13 protein-coding genes are annotated in these 17,609 nt (G+C 56.4%); 9 read left to right on the top strand and 4 right to left on the bottom strand.

Annotated elements, in window-relative coordinates; translation table 11 throughout:
- Nucleotides 1-886: 886 nt before the first annotated feature.
- Complete coding sequence (locus tag BJ928_RS36315; protein ID WP_183079511.1) at nt 887-2,164, bottom strand: hypothetical protein; 1,278 nt, start codon at nt 2,162-2,164, stop codon at nt 887-889.
- An 85-nt stretch (nt 2,165-2,249) separates the two neighbouring features.
- Here BJ928_RS36315 and BJ928_RS39135 point away from each other — a divergent pair, with 85 nt between their 5' ends.
- The 4 genes from BJ928_RS39135 (at nt 2,250) to BJ928_RS36335 (ending at nt 5,766) form a co-directional block, all read left to right on the top strand.
- A complete protein-coding gene (locus BJ928_RS39135; RefSeq protein WP_047636472.1) occupies nt 2,250-2,492 on the top strand; it encodes a hypothetical protein in 243 nt (80 codons plus the stop codon).
- Nucleotides 2,493-3,236: 744 nt separating this feature from the next.
- On the top strand, nt 3,237-3,746 hold the full coding sequence (locus tag BJ928_RS36325) for a hypothetical protein (protein WP_047636469.1): 510 nt from the start codon (nt 3,237-3,239) through the stop codon (nt 3,744-3,746).
- 2 nt (nt 3,747-3,748) lie between these two features.
- Nucleotides 3,749-4,414, top strand: a complete 666-nt coding sequence (locus tag BJ928_RS36330; RefSeq protein WP_047636468.1) for a response regulator transcription factor — start codon at nt 3,749-3,751, stop codon at nt 4,412-4,414.
- Nucleotides 4,411-5,766, top strand: coding sequence for a HAMP domain-containing sensor histidine kinase (locus tag BJ928_RS36335; protein WP_047636467.1), 1,356 nt, complete (start codon nt 4,411-4,413; stop codon nt 5,764-5,766). Before BJ928_RS36330 ends, BJ928_RS36335 begins: the two co-directional genes overlap by 4 nt.
- Before the next feature lie 249 nt (nt 5,767-6,015).
- Here the strand turns inward: BJ928_RS36335 and BJ928_RS36340 are convergent, their stop codons facing one another.
- The 3 genes from BJ928_RS36340 to BJ928_RS36350 are packed head-to-tail and all read right to left on the bottom strand — an operon-like array spanning nt 6,016 to nt 10,419.
- Nucleotides 6,016-7,146: a siderophore-interacting protein gene (locus BJ928_RS36340; protein WP_047636484.1), complete on the bottom strand. Its 1,131-nt coding sequence runs from the start codon at nt 7,144-7,146 to the stop codon at nt 6,016-6,018.
- 20 nt (nt 7,147-7,166) lie between these two features.
- Complete coding sequence (locus BJ928_RS36345; protein WP_047636466.1) at nt 7,167-8,288, bottom strand: ABC transporter substrate-binding protein; 1,122 nt, start codon at nt 8,286-8,288, stop codon at nt 7,167-7,169.
- Nucleotides 8,289-8,298: 10 nt separating this feature from the next.
- A complete protein-coding gene (locus BJ928_RS36350) occupies nt 8,299-10,419 on the bottom strand; it encodes a TonB-dependent siderophore receptor (protein WP_245432765.1) in 2,121 nt (706 codons plus the stop codon).
- 187 nt (nt 10,420-10,606) lie between these two features.
- Here BJ928_RS36350 and BJ928_RS36355 point away from each other — a divergent pair, with 187 nt between their 5' ends.
- From BJ928_RS36355 to repB, 5 genes are all read left to right on the top strand, one after another.
- A complete protein-coding gene (locus tag BJ928_RS36355) occupies nt 10,607-11,260 on the top strand; it encodes a TetR/AcrR family transcriptional regulator (RefSeq protein WP_082012023.1) in 654 nt (217 codons plus the stop codon).
- An 89-nt stretch (nt 11,261-11,349) separates the two neighbouring features.
- Nucleotides 11,350-12,117 carry a 4'-phosphopantetheinyl transferase superfamily protein gene (locus BJ928_RS36360; RefSeq protein WP_052228006.1) on the top strand — a complete coding sequence of 256 codons (768 nt, stop codon included), beginning with the start codon at nt 11,350-11,352 and terminating at the stop codon, nt 12,115-12,117.
- A 741-nt stretch (nt 12,118-12,858) separates the two neighbouring features.
- Nucleotides 12,859-14,343 carry an MDR family MFS transporter gene (locus BJ928_RS36365; RefSeq protein WP_047636463.1) on the top strand — a complete coding sequence of 495 codons (1,485 nt, stop codon included), beginning with the start codon at nt 12,859-12,861 and terminating at the stop codon, nt 14,341-14,343.
- A gap of 912 nt (nt 14,344-15,255) precedes the next feature.
- Nucleotides 15,256-16,479, top strand: coding sequence for a plasmid partitioning protein RepA (repA, locus tag BJ928_RS36370; RefSeq protein WP_047636461.1), 1,224 nt, complete (start codon nt 15,256-15,258; stop codon nt 16,477-16,479).
- Nucleotides 16,476-17,516 (top strand): plasmid partitioning protein RepB, encoded by a 1,041-nt coding sequence (repB, locus tag BJ928_RS36375; protein WP_047636459.1) that lies wholly within the window; start codon nt 16,476-16,478, stop codon nt 17,514-17,516. Before repA ends, repB begins: the two co-directional genes overlap by 4 nt.
- Nucleotides 17,517-17,609 lie beyond the last annotated feature (93 nt).

A 17,609-nucleotide genomic window follows, 5' to 3' on the forward strand; every position in this document is an offset into this window, starting at 1 on the left:
GGGAGGAAAGCGATGGCGCTTGTAACTGACCGGGCTCTTGCTCATCACAGCGAAATAGCCGCAAACCCTTCAGCCCAAGTTAACCTGACATCACCGCAACAACACCTGCTCCCACAATCTGGAATACGATCCAGAATACCAGCAATCGAAACCAACTCAGCTTCCCGAATAGACTGCTGATAGCTACCAATCCTCTGATTTTCTCATTATGGCCTAACATCTTTCGCGATATCCCAACGCAATCGCGGCTCACCCCAGCTCCCCGAGGTAAGATCATCTAGCTGTTTGGTTCGTCGTGCGATATTAGCATGACGCTGTTCGACGGATGAATAAGTAGAACTACCGTGTTTTTCTCTGTCTTGCGGCAATCGGCAATGCTTTGAGAAACTCTCCCGCTTGGGTTGTTCTCAGGGATCGCCGATGTCACCGAAAACGCAGCCTGTTCGATGCCGTACGATGGCTCGTAATAATCCCGATTCGTGCAAACCTTCACCTCGATTAGCTGCTCCACATGTTGGCGTGATAAGCCTAATTAACATCTTCGATACGAACGACAGATGATCGTCCAAAAGGACGGCATGGCCCTCTATTGCGACTGAACTGCTTCAAAAAACACTGCTACTTTGAATGATATAGACGCCTGATTGATGGTTCCGGTCCAGGTGAATCCCGGAGAGTGATAGCAGGCCACGGCGAAGTTTCTTGGGCAAGGTTACAATACTGGTTTCTTCGCAACCAATGACTTGAAATACATTCCTCGCCAATCCAGACCGATACTACTGATTTCTTCCATGGACACCTCGGATAAAATTGTGATCGACGTCTCCATTCTGCCACATCGGTGCCGCTACGGGGTGTCCACCGATCAGAGGCGATATTCTCCGGGTCAGCAGCTATCCTCGCCTTCCCGGCACCTTGCACCGTCGCCGTCCTCGTCTGATTTCGGCCTGGTCTCCTGCTGTTGGTCTTGATCGGGCGCCGAAATCTCGCTTGGGTCGCGCCTCTCTTCCTCAGACGGGACAGCACTTTGCTCCGGCAACTCTCGCGAGGCCTCTGAGGCATCGTCCCGGTCACCGTCGGAAATGGCGTCTCGCTCATTGCCTTGATCGGACGTCTGCGGACCATCCGGATGGTCTTCTTTGTCCAAAGGCGCGATCACTTCTGGCGTCGTACGAACTGCGGATTCGGGCGCTTCGCCAGGTTCAACTGTATCATCAGTCCGGTCGATGGCGGCAGGCGCTGTCTCGTCTGCCTGGCGCGCTACATCATCGGGTTCCGTCTGCGACAAAGCTTGTGTCGAAAAGACTGTGTCTTCCGGCGCTACCGGGATATCTACCTCGGTCAAGGTTTCCTGAGGCAGGGCCTCGTATTCGATACGGGTCTCGTCTGTCACATTGTAGATCGCCTGGTAGGTGATCTCCTGATTGACCTCTATCTGGGTAATCTCGACCAGTGGGCTATCGACAATAGTTTGTTCGTCGTACCAGACCGAGCTGCGGCCGTCATAATAGCCATCATAGTATCCGTCCCAATAGGAATGCCAGACATGGAAATCGGGACCGACCGGCTCGAAGTACACATAATAGGTTGGATAATAAGTCCGCGTTGTATAGGCGAGTGCGTCGAAAGAACCGGACACGACTGTGAGTGTCAGCAACATGCTTTGGTAGGTCCAGTAGTCGTCAGCGCGTGTATCGTAATAGGCGAGATCCTGCCTTAGCCGCACGACCTCACGCCGAAGCGAGGCATTTGTGGCAACCTCACCCTCCAGCGACGCTACGCGCCCTTCCAGGGCAGCTACCTTTTTGCGCAGGGCTCGAACCTCCGCTTTGCTTACTGTCCTGGTTGCATTCGGTGGCTTTGACAGAATGTATCGGGACGAATAGGTCTTCCAGGCAGCGTTCAGATAGCGCATGCCTCGTGCGGCCTGGTCGTTCTGCGCCAGCGTCAGAGCATATCGCGTCTGCAACTCGCCAATCGCCCTCGATAGGTTCCCGGTGGCCTCGGCGATAGCCTTGCTTTTATGGGCTGCGAGCGCGGCGTCAAGTTGCTGGGTCGCCTTGGCTGCACGGGTTACGGCTTCGAGAACGACAGTGGCACTTCGGTGCCGGACGCCGGCATTCTCCTTATAGCTCCTCGCGATCAGACCGAACGAAACGCGCATGTCGGACAATAGCCCCTGAGCGTTTCGTCTGGTCTCAGACGCCGCTGCGGCGGACGATGCGAAGACTGCCTGAGAGGTGTAAGCTATGACCGCGATCGGCATCGAAGCAGCTGCATGGCCGCAGACCGCCAATATCAAACTGCTTGATACCATTTTCTTCAGCATCGAATTCATCGACATGTTGCAGGATCCATATTTTGCCTCAGAACACGCTAGCAAACCTCATTCCCGCGTTCCGACGCGGAAGGTTCAAGATGTCTGCGAGACGGATTTTGAAAAGACCGGCCGAAAGCTCAGACATGGCTCGGCTTCGCCAGTACGGATATGATTGATATTACAGTTGCTTATCGGATGCGGCCATCTGCGCCATACCTTCGACCTTACCGCACCAGCCTGCAATCGGAGTATTTCTCATACTGGCAATGCAGGACGAGCGGTCCACCCACATGCGGCGACCGAACGATCAACATCGACAAAGCGATTGCGAATAGTGCCGCTATGTAGATGGCGGCTGGTATAAAACGAAATAGCATCTGCATATTGAATTCCTTCAGGGCTATCTGCCATTGTAGACACCTGATTTGTGAGACTTTGATCGGTACCATCTTCGAGGTCGGTCCCCCGTGCTCCTGGCTCTCATGAAGTCGCCTCGGGCGAACCTACTGAAGACTCGCTTCCGGTTTTCTTGTTTTGGCATAACGGCGACTGGCTTGCCCGATACTGTCTGAAGATCTGAAATGGCCCGCACGCATGCGGCGGCCGCATGATCGACATGGCCAAGAACATGGCAGATAGCGCGGCCACGCAAATGACGACTGGCACATAGCGCAACAGCAGCCTCATCTGGCATTCCCTCGAACGTCGAAGCGATCTACCGTCAGGCGTGATTATCAGAAGTCTGCCCGGTTGCATGGTTTCTGGTCTCGCTTTCGATGGTCTTGTTTTGCTTCAATGCTGGCTGATATAATTCAACGCGCCTGATAAACGCATGAGGGCGTTGTCAGCGAATTGTCAGCTTCATTCGGCTAATCTCTCCGTTTGAGGGAGATTGGATGGCTTTAGGAGAGTGTGAGTGCGTTTTCGGTCGCTGAGAGCCTTGCCGCGATTTGCGGTGGTTGCCGTTGCGCTACATCTTCCCGCCACGGTGCAGGCACACGAATGGGCAAGCGACTTCGACAATGTACGGGTCATCCAAATTGCCGATGGCGGTGATTCAGATGGCTCTTCCAACGACGGAAGCAGCGCGAGCGAATCGAATTCGGACTCGAGTGATAGCGATGCCGGTTCGGATGATTCCGACGGCGATCAGCAGTCTAATTCCGAGGCGCATGGCGGCAACAGATCCGACGATAAATTTGATGGACCAAATGGCGCGCTGAAAGCCGTACAAGCCGATCGCGCACTCCCATTGGGCGACATTGTCGCCATCGCCCGCCACCTGACCGATGGTCAGATCATTGATACGCGGCTGCGCCCTGTAAAGGGTATTCTCCAATATGAGTTGAAGGTGCTCGAAACCAACAACGAAGTCCGCCGCTATTCTTTCAATGCCCGCACAGGCAAACTCATAAGAGTGAGGTAGAGATGCGGATACTTGTCGCAGAAGACGACCGCCGGATCGCCGAGTCGCTTGGCACGGCACTATCGGCCGCCGGTTTCGTCGCGGAATATGCCAGAGACGGAGAGGACGCCTGGTTCCGCGGAGACACCGAGACATTCGATGCGGTGATCCTTGATCTTGGCCTTCCAACACTGGACGGCTTGACGATCTTGAAGCGCTGGCGGCGCGCAGGACGCAACGTCCCCGTATTGATTCTAACCGCGCGCGGACAATGGGACGAACGCGTGGAGGGAATCGAATCCGGTGCCGACGATTACGTGGTAAAGCCTTTCCGGATGGAGGAGGTCGTGGCACGCATCCGAGCGATCGTCCGCCGGGCAGGTGGATTTGCATCATCGCAGATCGAAATCGGCGAGTTTGTTCTCGACACTCGGATGAGACAGGTCTCGCGCGCTGGCGTTCCGATCGTACTGACGCCGCAAGAATACCGGCTGCTTGCCTTCATGGCACATCAGGGCGGCCGTGTCGTCTCACAGATCGAAATTGCCGAACATCTCTACACACAGGACTTCGAGGGTGGCTCGAACGCTGTTGAGGTCCTGATCGGTCGGCTGCGCAAGAGACTAGGCGCCGATATCATCGCGACACGCCGGGGCTTTGGGTACATTCTCGGCGGAAATGATCCTTGAAAATTCAATCCTTACGAATTCGCCTCATATTGGGAGCTGGTGTCTGGATCGCCATGGCCCTCGTGCTGGCAGGTGTGGCGATCGGATATCTCTTCACCAACAGCGTCGAGCGAAGCGCGTCTGCAGATCTATCAGCGACCACGTCGCGTCTTGTCGCCTTGATCAATTCGGACGCGCGCGGTGCGCTGCCTGTCCTAACCGGAGTATTGCCTGATCCGCGCTATGAGACGCCGATCAGCGGACTCTATTGGCAGATCACAGATCTTGGGACCCAGCAGAGCATCCGCTCTCGCTCGCTTTGGGACTATGTGCTGAAGCTTGATCCCTCGGATGAAGGCGGACAGCTCTCGACCGTTCAAGGGCCGGTGGGGCAATCATTGCTTGCCCTTTCCCTGACGGCGCGCTTCGCAAAGGGCAAAGACGAGCGACGTTTTCAGGTCATCGTCGCTCAAGACCGATCGATCCTCGATGAGGCGATCACCCGCTTTGGGTGGGAACTGGCCCTGGCGCTCCTGGTTCTCGGCGTCGTCCTTGTTTTCGCCGTCATCCTGCAGGTGCAGTTTGGTCTTTCCCCATTCAAGAGATTGCGCAAGGATATCGAAGGTATCCGCAACGGCGTTGCTTCTTCAATCGATGCAGCCTATCCGCTGGAAGTCGCGGGCGTGGTCAGCGAAGTAAACGCCCTCCTCACCGTCCAGCAGAAATCGATGGACTTTGCGCGATCACGTGCGTCGGATCTTGCGCACGGGCTTAAAATTCCGCTCACCGTGCTCGGTACGATCGCCTATGAGCTCGAAGAGGGCGGCAATACGCGCAGCGCAGCCTCGATCGTCGACCTGACGAACGAGATGCGCGATCGGATAGACTATCAGTTGCGTCTGGTCCGGCTGCGTCAACGCGTTCGCATGCACGCGCTCAGCGCATCGTTGAGCAGCGTCGTCCCACGTGCGATCGCAGTGTTGAAAAAGACACCCAAAGGTGAACAACTCGACTGGGTAGTTGATATTGCCGGTGGCCTGAATGTCGACATCGACGTCAATGATCTTATCGAGCTTGTCGGCGTGATACTGGAGAACGCAGCTCAATGGGCGAACACGCAGGTCTTCATCACGGCCAAACAGGACGCTGTTGACGTCGAATGGCGGATATCCGACGATGGTCCCGGCATTCAGATCTCGGATCTCAGTTCGATCGGCCGGCGTGACAGGCGTTTGGACGAGACTGTGGCGGGCACCGGTCTCGGTCTGGCGATCGCTTCCGAGATTGTCTCCCTTAACAACGGAACGATTGCGTTTGAACATTCCAGGCATGGTGGGCTCGAGGTCATCATCCGCTTACCAAGTGCCGCCTAGCTCGGCTGCGTGGGTTTAAATGTTGGTTTCCGTGGAGAATTGAGCCGCGGGAGGTGCGGACGAATTCTTGGACTGTTTATACTGAAGGCGCTATTGAGCGGCGCGAGCCGGGAGGCCCAGGTCGACAGATCTGTGTCAGAAGCCTTTCTTCGATAGAAGATATCTATGTCAAATTGCGATAGAGATCAGGAGGTTATGAGATTGGATCATGTTGATCTACCCATATTCAAATTTGGCAATAGTCGTTCCTCACTGACTTTGATGCGGCAGATAGGCCTCTGCGCCGCGCGCAATGATCTGCTCCTCGCTGAGGGATCTATGCCAATGCGAATACAATACAAAGCTATCCCTTGGCAGCGCCACGCCATTTCTAAGGTGACGGTAGATGGCGCTGAACGCCGTATGCTCGCATCCGCCCCAGAAGAACACATCATCGAGGTTTTCCGGCCATCTTATCGAGCGAACGGCATCCGGCAGCAACGTCGTCGTGCCCGCAGCGGCACCATCTCGATGCAGCCAATGGACCATCACGCCGGCAGGACAAGTCAACGGCAGTTCATCTGCCTTACTGTCCAATTCGATAAATGCGTGACCGACAGCGTCACGCGGAAGGGACTCCAGAATTCTTGCAATGCCTGGCAAAGCCGTTTCGTCACCAGCCAGCACCTGGAATTTTGCCGGTTTTGATCCATTTGCGGCGGGTCCCAAAATCCCGACCACGTCCCCTGTGCGCGCATCCATTGCCCATCGAGTTGCTGGGCCTGCATTTGCATGAAGAGCAAAGTCTATGACGATTTCCTTCCGAGCAACATCGATGCGCCGGATCGTGTAGACTCGTGTCGGTACGGCGGTATTTTCTGGCCAGACGATGCAACCCCGGTGGTCGAGCATTGGCCAAAGCGGCTCAGCAATTCCGCGCGGCTGGAAGATGAGCCGACAGTGCAATTGGTCGGCACGATCATACCGCTCGAGATTCTCGCCCTTGAACGCTATTCGACGGAACCGAGGGGATAAGTCCTCGATCGACGTCACACGCAAAATGCGAAGGTCGTCGGGCAAGGCCGATTCCGTAACGTCACCCTCCCACTGAATTTCCAACCTTTCGCGAGCGGCAATGAATCCGATCGGTCCAGCGAGAGCATGCTTCAAATGGTTGATTCCTCTGGGATCGGTTGCCTCGACAGTCAGTTTGAAACCGCCTTGGCAGACCTCGAATGTGGCGTTGCCAAAGGGCGATAGGATATGATGGATTCCTCCGCGCCTTTCGACGATCATATCGTGGGTCGCGATGGCCTCGACAATCGGATCGATATAATCGCCGATTCTTACGAAACGAACATCCGCGCTTGCGCGGTATCGTCTTGCGTTGGCTGAATTCATTTTCCAGTCGACTCCATGGATTAGATCGAGGCCCATAACGGCGCCTCGATCGGGAATGCGGCGAAGTCCTTGTTAATGGCATCCAGGATGGCTTCCGGATCGAGGCTGGCGGTTTCAGCTGGATGGAGCCATTTGGCAGCGAGCGCCACGAACAGGACATTCAACGGCAGATTAGAAATCAACCCGGTCCATATGCCGTATACGCGCCTGTGGCGAACGCTTGGAAGCTGGCTGAAGCCGGTGCGGCCCTCGACCAGTCGCTGCAGGCCCTCGCGACCGAGCTTCGGATCGAGGCCCGGCCCGATTGCGGGACGGCTGCCCGAAGCCCAGCCGCCGCCCGAAGCGATATAGACATCGTGCGGTGTCGCAAGCACATATTCGAGAGACAATTGCTGAAACCATGGCGCCGTCACGCCAGGCAAAGGTTGACCGCCCGCAAGCGCCAGGAGATCTCCCCAGACCTTTCGTCCAGCAGCCCAGCAGCAGTCGTCCACGGTGGACTGGACTTCCAGATAGGTCGTGACCGGCGGCTTGTCTTTGACGAGGGACACAATCCTTGTCAATTCACCGTCGAAGAAGGCGATGAATCTCTCCGCCTTCGCTGTAGTGTTGAGAAGCGCCCCCCACATGCGCATGGATGCCTCGAGCTCCGCCGCGGGATCGCTCGCCGCCCCACTGTTGGCGCTATTGCTCGCGGCGTCGCTGTAGGCGACCTGGATCCCCAGTTGCATCAACCGCTCGACCATCGGATTGCTGTCGCCATCCGGCGTCATGAAGGCAGTCGTCACCACGAGATCGGGCGAAAGACTGATCAGTCCTTCGAGGGACACGGTATCGGGGGTCTGCTTGCCAACGACGCTGACAGAATGGCCGTTCAGAAGACGTGTCTGAAGCTGTTCGCTGTCGATCCTGTCGACAGCAGCCCAACCGACGACCAGCGACGCCGGATCGGGATGCAGGAGGGACATCGTCAAAAGATCACGCGCCTCGAGTAGAATGATCCTTTTCGGCGGAGCAGCGAACTTGAGCTCGCGCCCCGCCAGATCGATCACCTTGAACGATCTATCCGCCAGTGTTGGCGTCACCCATGAAAGAAGTGCCGTGGCAGCGACGGAGGTAAAGAGCCGGCGTCTCGTTATCATCGATGCCGCCTTACCACTTGTACCTGAGGCCGGCGATCACGGTACGGCCGTTTCCATACTGGCAATAATAGTTCGAGCTGCAGCTGGAGTAGTATTCCTTGTTCAGCAGGTTTGTCACATTCAGCGTAGCCTCCAGCCCCTTGAATCTCGGGTTCTTGACGCCAAAATCATATTTCACGGCCGCATCCAGCAGGGCGTATCCGTCGGCCTTCACCTTGTTCAAATCGTCGGCGTAGCTGGAGCCGACGAAACGCACACCGCCACCAACGGTCAGGCCCTCAAGCGCTGCGTAATCGAAGCTGTAGTTCGCCCACAGCGAGCCATAATAGCGCGGCACCGCCTGCGGTCGGTTGCCAATAATCGACGTATCGGTGGATTCGGAAACTTCCGTATCAAGCAACGAGATTGCGCCAATGAGTTCAAGATTGCTGGATACGTTACCACGCGCCTCAAACTCTATGCCTCGAGAATGGATCTGGCCCTGCTGCACAGACAAGCCGGGTATGGCGCCGGGAGCGAGCACATTGTTCTGACGAATGTCGAAGGCGGAGAGGGTGAACAGTGCGTCGAAACTGGCCGGCTGATACTTGATGCCGACCTCATACTGCCGTGCCTTCGTAGGTATGAATGGATTGCCATTCGCATCGGTGCCTATGACCGGTTCGAACGAGGTCGAATAGCTTGCATAGGGCGCAATGCCGTTGTCGAACAGATAGAGCAGACCGGCGCGATAACTCGTCGCGTTGCTGGCTTGATCAGAGGACGTATGCGCGAGGAGATTGTCTGAATCCTGGTCCGTCCAATCGTGGCGCACGCCCAAAACGGCGCGCAACTGACCGAGCTCGATCTGGTCCTGCAGATAGATGCCGGTCTGGCGGAGGGATTGATCGTTCTTGATCACGGTCGAGAACGGACCGACCGGCTGGCCATAGACGGGATTGGTGACGTCGATCGAGGTCGCGCCGCCCATCAGGTACTCCCAGCTACTGTCGGAGTGTTGCAGGTCAACACCGGCGAGTAGAGTATGCTTGGCAATGCCTGTGTCGAACTTGAACTCGGCCTGGTTGTCGAAGGACAATCCTCTGGCGTTCTCGATCGAGTGGAGGGCGTAGCGCGGAATGACACCCGCCGCCGACATCGGACCTGACATCTGTAACGAACGCATATCCACATCAAGCCCGGAATAACGGAAGTTCGAGCGGACCGTGATCTGATCGTTGAAGCTGTGTTCGAACCTGTAGCCGGCGCCATATTGCGTGCGTTCGAAGGAATCGTAGGACGGATCGCCGATGTTGAATTTCGGTCCAAGGAAGCGGTCAAGATTTCCTGAAGCAAGGAATGCCGGATAGACGGAGTTGAAGTAGCCACCCTCCGGATCGCGCTGATAGTAGCCGGAAATGACGAGTGATGTATCCTTGTCCGGCTCCCATTTCAGTGATGGTGCAACGCCGAAACGCTTTTCGTCGACATGGTCATAGCGCGTGCCAGAGGTACGACCGACGACGGAGATACCATACTGCCAGGTGCCATCGCTGGTGATCGGACCTGTCGAGAAGAGACCACTCTGGAATCGCCCATTCGTGCCGCCCTCGACACGCAGTTCGTTCGATTTCATGGCGGAAGGTTCGCGGCTGACCTGGTTGACGAGACCGCCGGGGCTGATCTGGCCATAGAGGAGTGCGGAAGGGCCTTTCAGAACATCGATGTGATCAAGGAAGAACGGATCGATGGAGGGTGTGCCGAAGGCCTGGCCGCGCGGCAACTTCAACCCATCGAGATAGTTGACGAAATTGGTCGAGGTCCCGAAGCCGCCGAAGCCGCGAAGGAACACCGAATCGTAGCGCGAATTCGTGTCTCGATCGGAAAGGACGCCGGCAGTATAGCGGAGCGCTTCGCTGACAGTCTGAGGGTTCTGTTCATCGATCTGCTTGCGGGTCACCGTCGTGATCGATTGCGGCACCTCGACGATCGGTGTGACAGTCTTGGTTGCGGATTGAGCCGATTTGGCTACGATCTTACTCGATGTATCGTTATCGTTGCCTGCCCCCTGGACGACGATCGGCGTAAGTTGCGTGGCATTCTCCTGGGCTGCCGCCTGCGTGACTGGAACAAGGAAAGTGGATAGGAGCAAAATATGTCTTAATGAAATGCTGTGCTTCACGAACGATCCCCATGGTCGAAGCTTTCAGGTTTTGCTAGGGGATTTAATCAAACGGGAACGTCCTGTACAGTTAATATGAATAAATTCGTCAACTTTTAATGTTGGTGAAGCCAGACAGCGATATAAGGCCGGCCGAGGGGACGAAATGGAGAAAATAATGGCGGCGGAGAGCAAGAATATGGTCGGAAGGATCGGCCGTCCTTCGAAGGCAGATCAGGATATGGCAGCGGAAAGAATTATCGTGGCCGCCACGGAACTCTTTGCGAGCAAAGGATTTGCCGGCACCTCGATGGAACAGGTCGCCTCGCGCTGTGGAGCAGGCAAGGACACTGTTTATCGACGCTTCCCTTCCAAGGTCGCATTGTTTGAAGCGGTCGTGAGCCGTGCCCACAAGCAGGCAATTGCCAAGCTCGAGAAATTACCCTTGATCCACGGGAATCCGCTGGAACGGTTAAACTCCCTCGTTCTCGAGCTGCTCCACGTCAACATGGAGCCTGAGTTGATCGCACTGAAGCGCATCACCTTCAGTGAGACCGTCGTGTTTGAGAAGAAGGGGCCGATACCGCCGCAGCCTGATCCGATCATGGCAAAGCTGACCGAGGCGGTAGTTGAAGCGCAAGAGGCTGGCGCGATCAGTGCCGGAGACGCTACCGCGATTGCGCATCATCTCATTCACTGTATGGTCGCGTTGCCGACGACCGCGGCGATGATGGGCAGTAATGAATTTGACTCGCGCCAGACCATCGAAGCGCATTTTGACAGGACCTGGCATTGGCTTATCAACGGCCTGAGTGGAGGCAAGACGCGATAGCCTGGCAAATGCAACGGGTGGCAATATGTCATTTATTGCCTCGGCATCAGTGATTGTTCAGTGATACTGATCATTGTCTTGGATCTCATATGCGCAATGACCTTTCGTTTTTGACTGAGCAGCCGAGTGAATTCCTCAGCAAGATCGCTATATTGCGAGAGGAGAAAGATGAGCTTATTGAGCTCGAGGCGTACTACGCCGTTGAAGCTTACGATCGATTTCTATTCGATGCGTGTGATATCGATTTTCCACCCAAGCTCACCAACGCAGTTCCAAAGCGTCAGAGCGAGTTTCTTGCGGGTCGCATTCTGGCTCGCGCCGCACTGGAAAGATTGCATCGTGCCTATGTTCCGATAGCTATCGGCGAGTGGGGCTATCCTGTATGGCCAAGGGGAATATCCGGCTCGATCAGCCACTCGCACGGAAAATGTGCGTGTCTCGTTGTCGCTGACGAAGCAAAGCTGGTTGGTATCGATATTGAGAAAGTGTCGACTGGTGCCTCCTTGGAGGCGATTTTGCAGGAGGCTTTGAACCTTGAGGAGCGCCAGCGGGTTTTTGAGCAAACGGCGTTCGATGCCGCCGTGCTTGCGACCCTGATTTTCTCAGCCAAGGAGACCGTCTACAAGACGCTATACCCTCTGGTTCGGACGTTTTTCGGCTTCGAAGCAGCTGTCTTCAACGGCATTCGCGGCAACAACATTGCGTCACTATCGATTGCACACTCCCTGCACGACGCTGTTCCTCATGGCAAAGAGATCTCGATTCAATTCGAGATCGATGGGGAATTTGTGAAGACCTGGTCTATACTCGAACGAGACATGCAGGGTTCGCTTTCCGCTAGGCCGCCGGCGGGCTGATGCCGAAGACCATCGCGACCGCCGTGCGCAGGGTGCTAGCGATCCGTCCACCCTCTTCGATCGAAGTGTACACCTTGGCGTGATACACATATCTGGCAACGGCAGCCGGCATATATAGGCTGCAGTGAAGTCGTTCCCACCCTGACCACTTAAGAATGAGCCGTGAAGCGCATTACAGATAATGACTTGGCTTTGTTCCGCGCCTGGTCTGACGACTGGACTGCCGGCGGCGGGCACAACCAGCAAATCCGGCTTCATCGGAAAGACCTTTCTGTGTAGTCCCTGCAGATTGCAAATTCTATCGTAACAGGATTGCCGCGGCTCCCGGTGACGTCGGCGACCGACAGGACCGCAACGGCGGGCGTCAATCGTTGATGGGATCAGGCATGCGAAAATCTTCACTCTTGATACGCCGAAACCATTGGCTTGCCGCCTTTAAGGCAGAATCCATAATATTAGCCGGTTAATCATTTCTAGAATAGCTTTTGAAACTCACGGATGCGACTTCCCTTCCTGACCCTTATCCTTGGCGGCCCGTCACGCATTTCCGCTGGAGGGGGAACTTGTAGGCTTTCACTCTGTCGATCGCACCGAGAGGATGAGGCAGCATGACCATGAATGTCGAATACCGCAATGAAAGTTTCCAAGTTCGCGTCGGTGCATTGACGCTCGCCCATGACGCCCATAGGACGTTATTGCAATTGTGACATTGCAGAACCAGCGGAGAGAGGGGCAAAGCGAATGAATGAGGCAGTTCCTCCGAACAAGAATGCCGTAGCGATCTCCCCTCCATCGGAGTCAGAAAAGAATATCATCATCGCCGGCGTGCTTCTCTCGATGCTTCTAGCCGCTTTGGACCAGACGATCGTCGCCCCTGCCATGCCGACGATTGGCAAGGCGATCGGCCATCCCGACTACCTACCCTGGCTCGTCACCGGCTATCTGCTGACCGCGACGGCGATGGCGCCGCTTTACGGCAAGATTTCCGATATTCACGGTCGTCGCCCGACGATTTTCGCTGCCATCATCATTTTCCTCGCGGGGTCCCTGATCAGTGCGCTTGCACCCAATATGCTCGTGCTCATCATAGGCCGCGCCGTCCAAGGCGTGGGCGGCGGCGGCCTGTTCGCGCTTGCGCAGACAGTCATCGGCGACCTTGTGCCACCTCGTGAGCGTGCCCGCTATGCTGCCTGGATTTCCGGCATGTGGGCCGTCGCCAGCATCGCCGGACCGCTGTTGGGCGGCACTTTCGCCGAGCACCTCCATTGGTCTCTGATCTTTTGGATCAACATCCCGCTCGGATTGGTGGCTCTGGTGATCATCAGCAATCCGTTGAAAAAGTTGCCCGTTACATCGCGTGCACATCGCATCGACGCGGCGGGGGCAACATTGCTTGTCGCTGCGACGGCGCTCTTGCTGCTTGCTCTTAATTGGGGAGGCAGTCAATATTCGTGGCTATCTTCGGTCGTCATCGGACTGCTGGGGTGCTCGGCTGTGCTCTGGACCATGTTTGGACTGCGGTTGCGGCTTGCCGCGGAGCCTTTGATTTCCCTGGAGATTCTGGCCAATCCTGTCGTCCGGTACGGGACGCTCGCTATGTTTATGGTCCAATCCGCGAATGTCGGTCTGTCGGTCTATCTTCCTGTTTATATGCAATCGGTTCACGGCCTCTCCGCCAGCAGTTCGGGCATCGCCTTGCTGGGTTTCCTGCTGGGCACAGTCGCCGGCGCGATGGTAAGCGGGCGCACGATCCCGCGCATTACCCACTACAAACTGCTCGCAGTCGTCGGTGCTCTGTTCGGCTTGACTTGCCTTGCGGCCCTGGCGCTTTTGGCCTCGTACAAATCGTTGGCTGTGATCGAGCTTTTAACCGTGGGAGCGGGGATAGGTACCGGCATGACATTTCCGGTCGCCACCGTTTCCGTTCAGAACGCGGTCGATCAGGCCCATCTGGGCGTTGCTACAGGCGTCTTGACCTTCCTGCGGTCGCTTGGCGGAGCGCTCGGCGTGGCAGTTCTCGGAACCATCGCGCTCGGTAACGGTCTGCCGCTTGGCGGAGAAGGTCAACAGGCAGTGGGTACCGCTACGGCGTTTGGCACGTCCTTCACCGACATCTTCTTCGCCTGCGCCCTGGCGACGGCATTGTCTCTTGTCGCGTTCTATCTCATGCCGGAAAGGCCGTTGCGTGGCCGTCGGGAGAGTGACGCGCCGGTCGTCCTCGACTGAATATATGCACGTCGCGGATCGAGACGCGGACCCGCCAAGGATCGTCTGCCTAGGAGGCGAAAATTGAGGCGAGGCAATTCACAAGCTGTGACCTGCCACTGAGATTTTCCTCCAGAATGGATTCTGGTTCGGCCGGGTCGCGAACCACTCCATAACATCTATCAGCACACCAATCGAGGAAGGCCAAGCTAACGCGACAACCCCTTCTCAGGTCCTCGTCCAAACTCCAATCCGTGTACTCGGCGTTGGGATGCAAGTGATCGGCGAACTTTGTTTCACACTGCCGCCCTTACCACCAGCCGACGATCCGGCTCTGAGCACGGCCCCCGTCAGCTAGTAATGCCCAGATATGCGGTGCTAACGCAGCTCATAAGAAATTGCGGGGGCTTAGGTGTATGCTATCTCATGCTCCTCTCCAAACGGAGGTATTTCGTTTAGATGACCAAGCGCGAAGATAAGTACTCTCAAGCGAATGGAATTCGGAAAATCACGCCGAGCCGGTCCGAACTCCCAAACCTCTCATTTTTTTGAGCCAACGAAGTATGGCACCCTCGGCGGCAGTACGGGCACTCATCTGGATCCGGATAACCCACACGGAGGCCGACTCACTTGTCGCTGCGCGGTGATTCTCACAGCCGTAATTAGCGATCATCTTAGCCGGATAGAGGTCGAGAGACCGTCAATGACAACGTCTTGCTATCGAAAGGTGTGAGTCATTGCGGCAACTACCTTCGGCGACCTGCCGCAAAAAACGCAAGAAAAGCAGTGTATTAAACGGTCGGAGAGGGAGTCTTGCCTGTCATACGCTAACCGGTGATTAACCGTTAATCTCTGGACGGCCTGACAGAATCGTGTTCTATCTTCTGGCGGGCAAAGGTCGGCAAACCGGCGACAGGCCGCCAAGAGGGACAGATGGCGATAGCGAACCGCACGGAGACAATAGCTCCATCAAAGGAAAATGCAGCGAGCAAAATCGCGCGGCATGCAACTGTGCTGTCTGGCCAGCTCCAACAGCTCAGGACACGGATGTATCCGCCGAAGTCCGAGAAGATGCTGCGCCAGTTCCTGACCAATGAAGTCTCCAAGCTGACCTCGATCCCGGATTCGACCTTGAAGCTGATGTCGAGCGAGGGCCGTGGCCCTGCGCCCAGCCGGCTGGAAAACAATCACCGCGTCTATACGCTTGCCCAGATCAACGAATTGCGGGAGCTGTTTGCCAAACAGAAGCCAGCAGAAGCCCTCCGTTTTCTGCCTCGACGCCGACCGGGCGAACATATGCAAGTGATGGCAATCGCCAACTTCAAGGGTGGGAGTGCCAAGACGACCACCTGCGTTCACCTCGCCCATTATCTGGCTCTGCATGGCTATCGCGTCCTTGCCCTTGATCTCGATCCGCAGGCATCGCTTTCAGCCATGTTCGGTGCCCAGCCAGAAATCGATGTCGGCGCCAACGAAACCATCTATGCCACCCTCAGATACGATGCCGCCGAAAGACGCCCAATCCGCGAGATCATCCGCAAGACCTATTTTGACGGCATAGACCTTATTCCGGGTAACCTGGAAGTTATGGAATACGAACACGAGACGCCTCGCGTGCTCGCCCAGAAATCCGGCTCCGGCGTCATCTTCTTCGAGCGCCTGAAGCTGGCACTTGCCGAGGTTGAGGACGATTACGATATCGTCATCCTCGACACGCCGCCATCGCTCGGGTTTCTGACCCTCAGTGCCATTTATGCCGCGACAAGCATGATCATCACCGTACATCCGGCCATGCTTGACGTGGCATCGATGAGCCAGTTCCTGCTCATGATGGGTGACCTTATCAGCGTGCTCAACGAAAGCGGCGCGCAGCTCGATCAGGATTTCATCCGCTATCTGGTCACGCGCCACGACCCGAACGATGCGCCGCAGTCGCAAGTGGTTGCGATGCTGCGCCATCTCTTCGGTAGCGATGTTCTCTTGCCGACGGCGATCGAAAGCACTGCGGTCGAAGCTGCCGGGCTTGCCAAGCGCTCCCTTTATGAACTCGAAATGGGGCAGATCGGCCGTGACACGCATAAGCGTGCCCGAGAGGCTGTTGACGCCGTCAACGAAGCGATCGTGCATCTTATCAACACAAGCTGGGGGCGTGGATGAGCAAAAGCCCGAGGAAATCCATCGTTGCCAGTTTCGGCCTGCTTTCCGCCGAATTGGAAGGCGCTGAACCCGCGGCAGATCCGACGCCGCCCGACGCCAGCCCTACTCCCGTGCAATCGAGCCGCGTCGGTGCCGGCGTGATTGGTGCCGCGCATCGGGCAATCGGCGACATACGAGCAGAACGCGATCGGTTGCGGGCCATTGTCGAATCCGGCGGAGGCTGGATTCAGGATCTTGATCCTAATGTGATCGAAGCATCTCCTTATCCGGACCGCCTGCCTGACGACGAGCCTCACGATTTCGAGAGATTCAAGCGCTCCATCGAGGAGGAAGGCCAGAAGGTTCCGATCCAGGTTCGGCGGCATCCTTCCTCAAGCGACCGCTATCAGGTCGTTTATGGTCATCGCAGATGGCGGGCTGCTCTGGAGCTGGGCCGCGCCGTGCGTGCCATCGAAGTTGAGATTTCCGATCTCGATCTCGTTCTGGCGCAGGGCATTGAAAACGCAGGCAGGCAGGACCTGACATGGATCGAGCGCGCCTTGTTTGCCTCGCGCATGGATGATGCGGGCATCAAGGCGCGGCATATCTACGCCGCTCTCTCGATCGAGGATGCGGAACTCGCCAGAATGCGGAGCGTCTATCGCACAATTCCGGCCGATGTCATTGAGGCTATCGGCAGGGCTCCGAAAGTCGGGCGACCGCGTTGGCTCGATCTGGCAAAGACGATATCCGCAGCGCCCAATGCCCTTGAGCTGGTGCGTGCTGCTTTGGCGGACGTCGATGAGGCCACTGAAACTTCGGACCAAAGGTTTCAGGTGGCTCTGAAAGTGATCAAGCCCGCCACGGCTTCCCGTAACACCCAGATCGCGATTTCCGATATGTCGGGAACCAGGCTAGGGTCATTCATGACCTCACCCCGGGAGGTTCGAATCTCGGCAGAGGGCGAATTGGGAACAGAGTTTATAAGATTCGTCGAAGATGAGCTGCCCGACCTGGTCGAGCGCTTTACGCGAGCGAGAAATAACCGCAACTCCTGACAGCTGTCAGGGTTTTGTGATTGGAAAGGAAACCTAGCAAAAGAAAAAAGGCCCCCAAACGTTGCCGTCGTGGAAGCCTTCTCTTCAATGTAG

It is taken from the genome of Rhizobium sp. WW_1 (genome assembly GCF_003610155.1).
Classification (GTDB): Bacteria; Pseudomonadota; Alphaproteobacteria; order Rhizobiales; family Rhizobiaceae; genus Rhizobium; species Rhizobium tropici_A.

Excerpts from the sequence above, each read along its gene's own strand:
- BJ928_RS36315 (WP_183079511.1), bottom strand. The coding sequence starts at position 2,164 with ATGCGCGTTTCGTTCGGTCTGATCGCGAGGAGCTATAAGGAGAATGCC.
- BJ928_RS39135 (WP_047636472.1), top strand. The coding sequence starts at position 2,250 with ATGACCGCGATCGGCATCGAAGCAGCTGCATGGCCGCAGACCGCCAAT.
- BJ928_RS36330 (WP_047636468.1), top strand. The coding sequence starts at position 3,749 with ATGCGGATACTTGTCGCAGAAGACGACCGCCGGATCGCCGAGTCGCTT.
- BJ928_RS36340 (WP_047636484.1), bottom strand. The coding sequence starts at position 7,146 with ATGAATTCAGCCAACGCAAGACGATACCGCGCAAGCGCGGATGTTCGT.
- BJ928_RS36345 (WP_047636466.1), bottom strand. The coding sequence starts at position 8,288 with ATGATAACGAGACGCCGGCTCTTTACCTCCGTCGCTGCCACGGCACTT.
- BJ928_RS36355 (WP_082012023.1), top strand. The coding sequence starts at position 10,607 with ATGGCGGCGGAGAGCAAGAATATGGTCGGAAGGATCGGCCGTCCTTCG.
- BJ928_RS36360 (WP_052228006.1), top strand. The coding sequence starts at position 11,350 with ATGCGCAATGACCTTTCGTTTTTGACTGAGCAGCCGAGTGAATTCCTC.
- BJ928_RS36365 (WP_047636463.1), top strand. The coding sequence starts at position 12,859 with ATGAATGAGGCAGTTCCTCCGAACAAGAATGCCGTAGCGATCTCCCCT.
- repA (WP_047636461.1), top strand. The coding sequence starts at position 15,256 with ATGGCGATAGCGAACCGCACGGAGACAATAGCTCCATCAAAGGAAAAT.
- repB (WP_047636459.1), top strand. The coding sequence starts at position 16,476 with ATGAGCAAAAGCCCGAGGAAATCCATCGTTGCCAGTTTCGGCCTGCTT.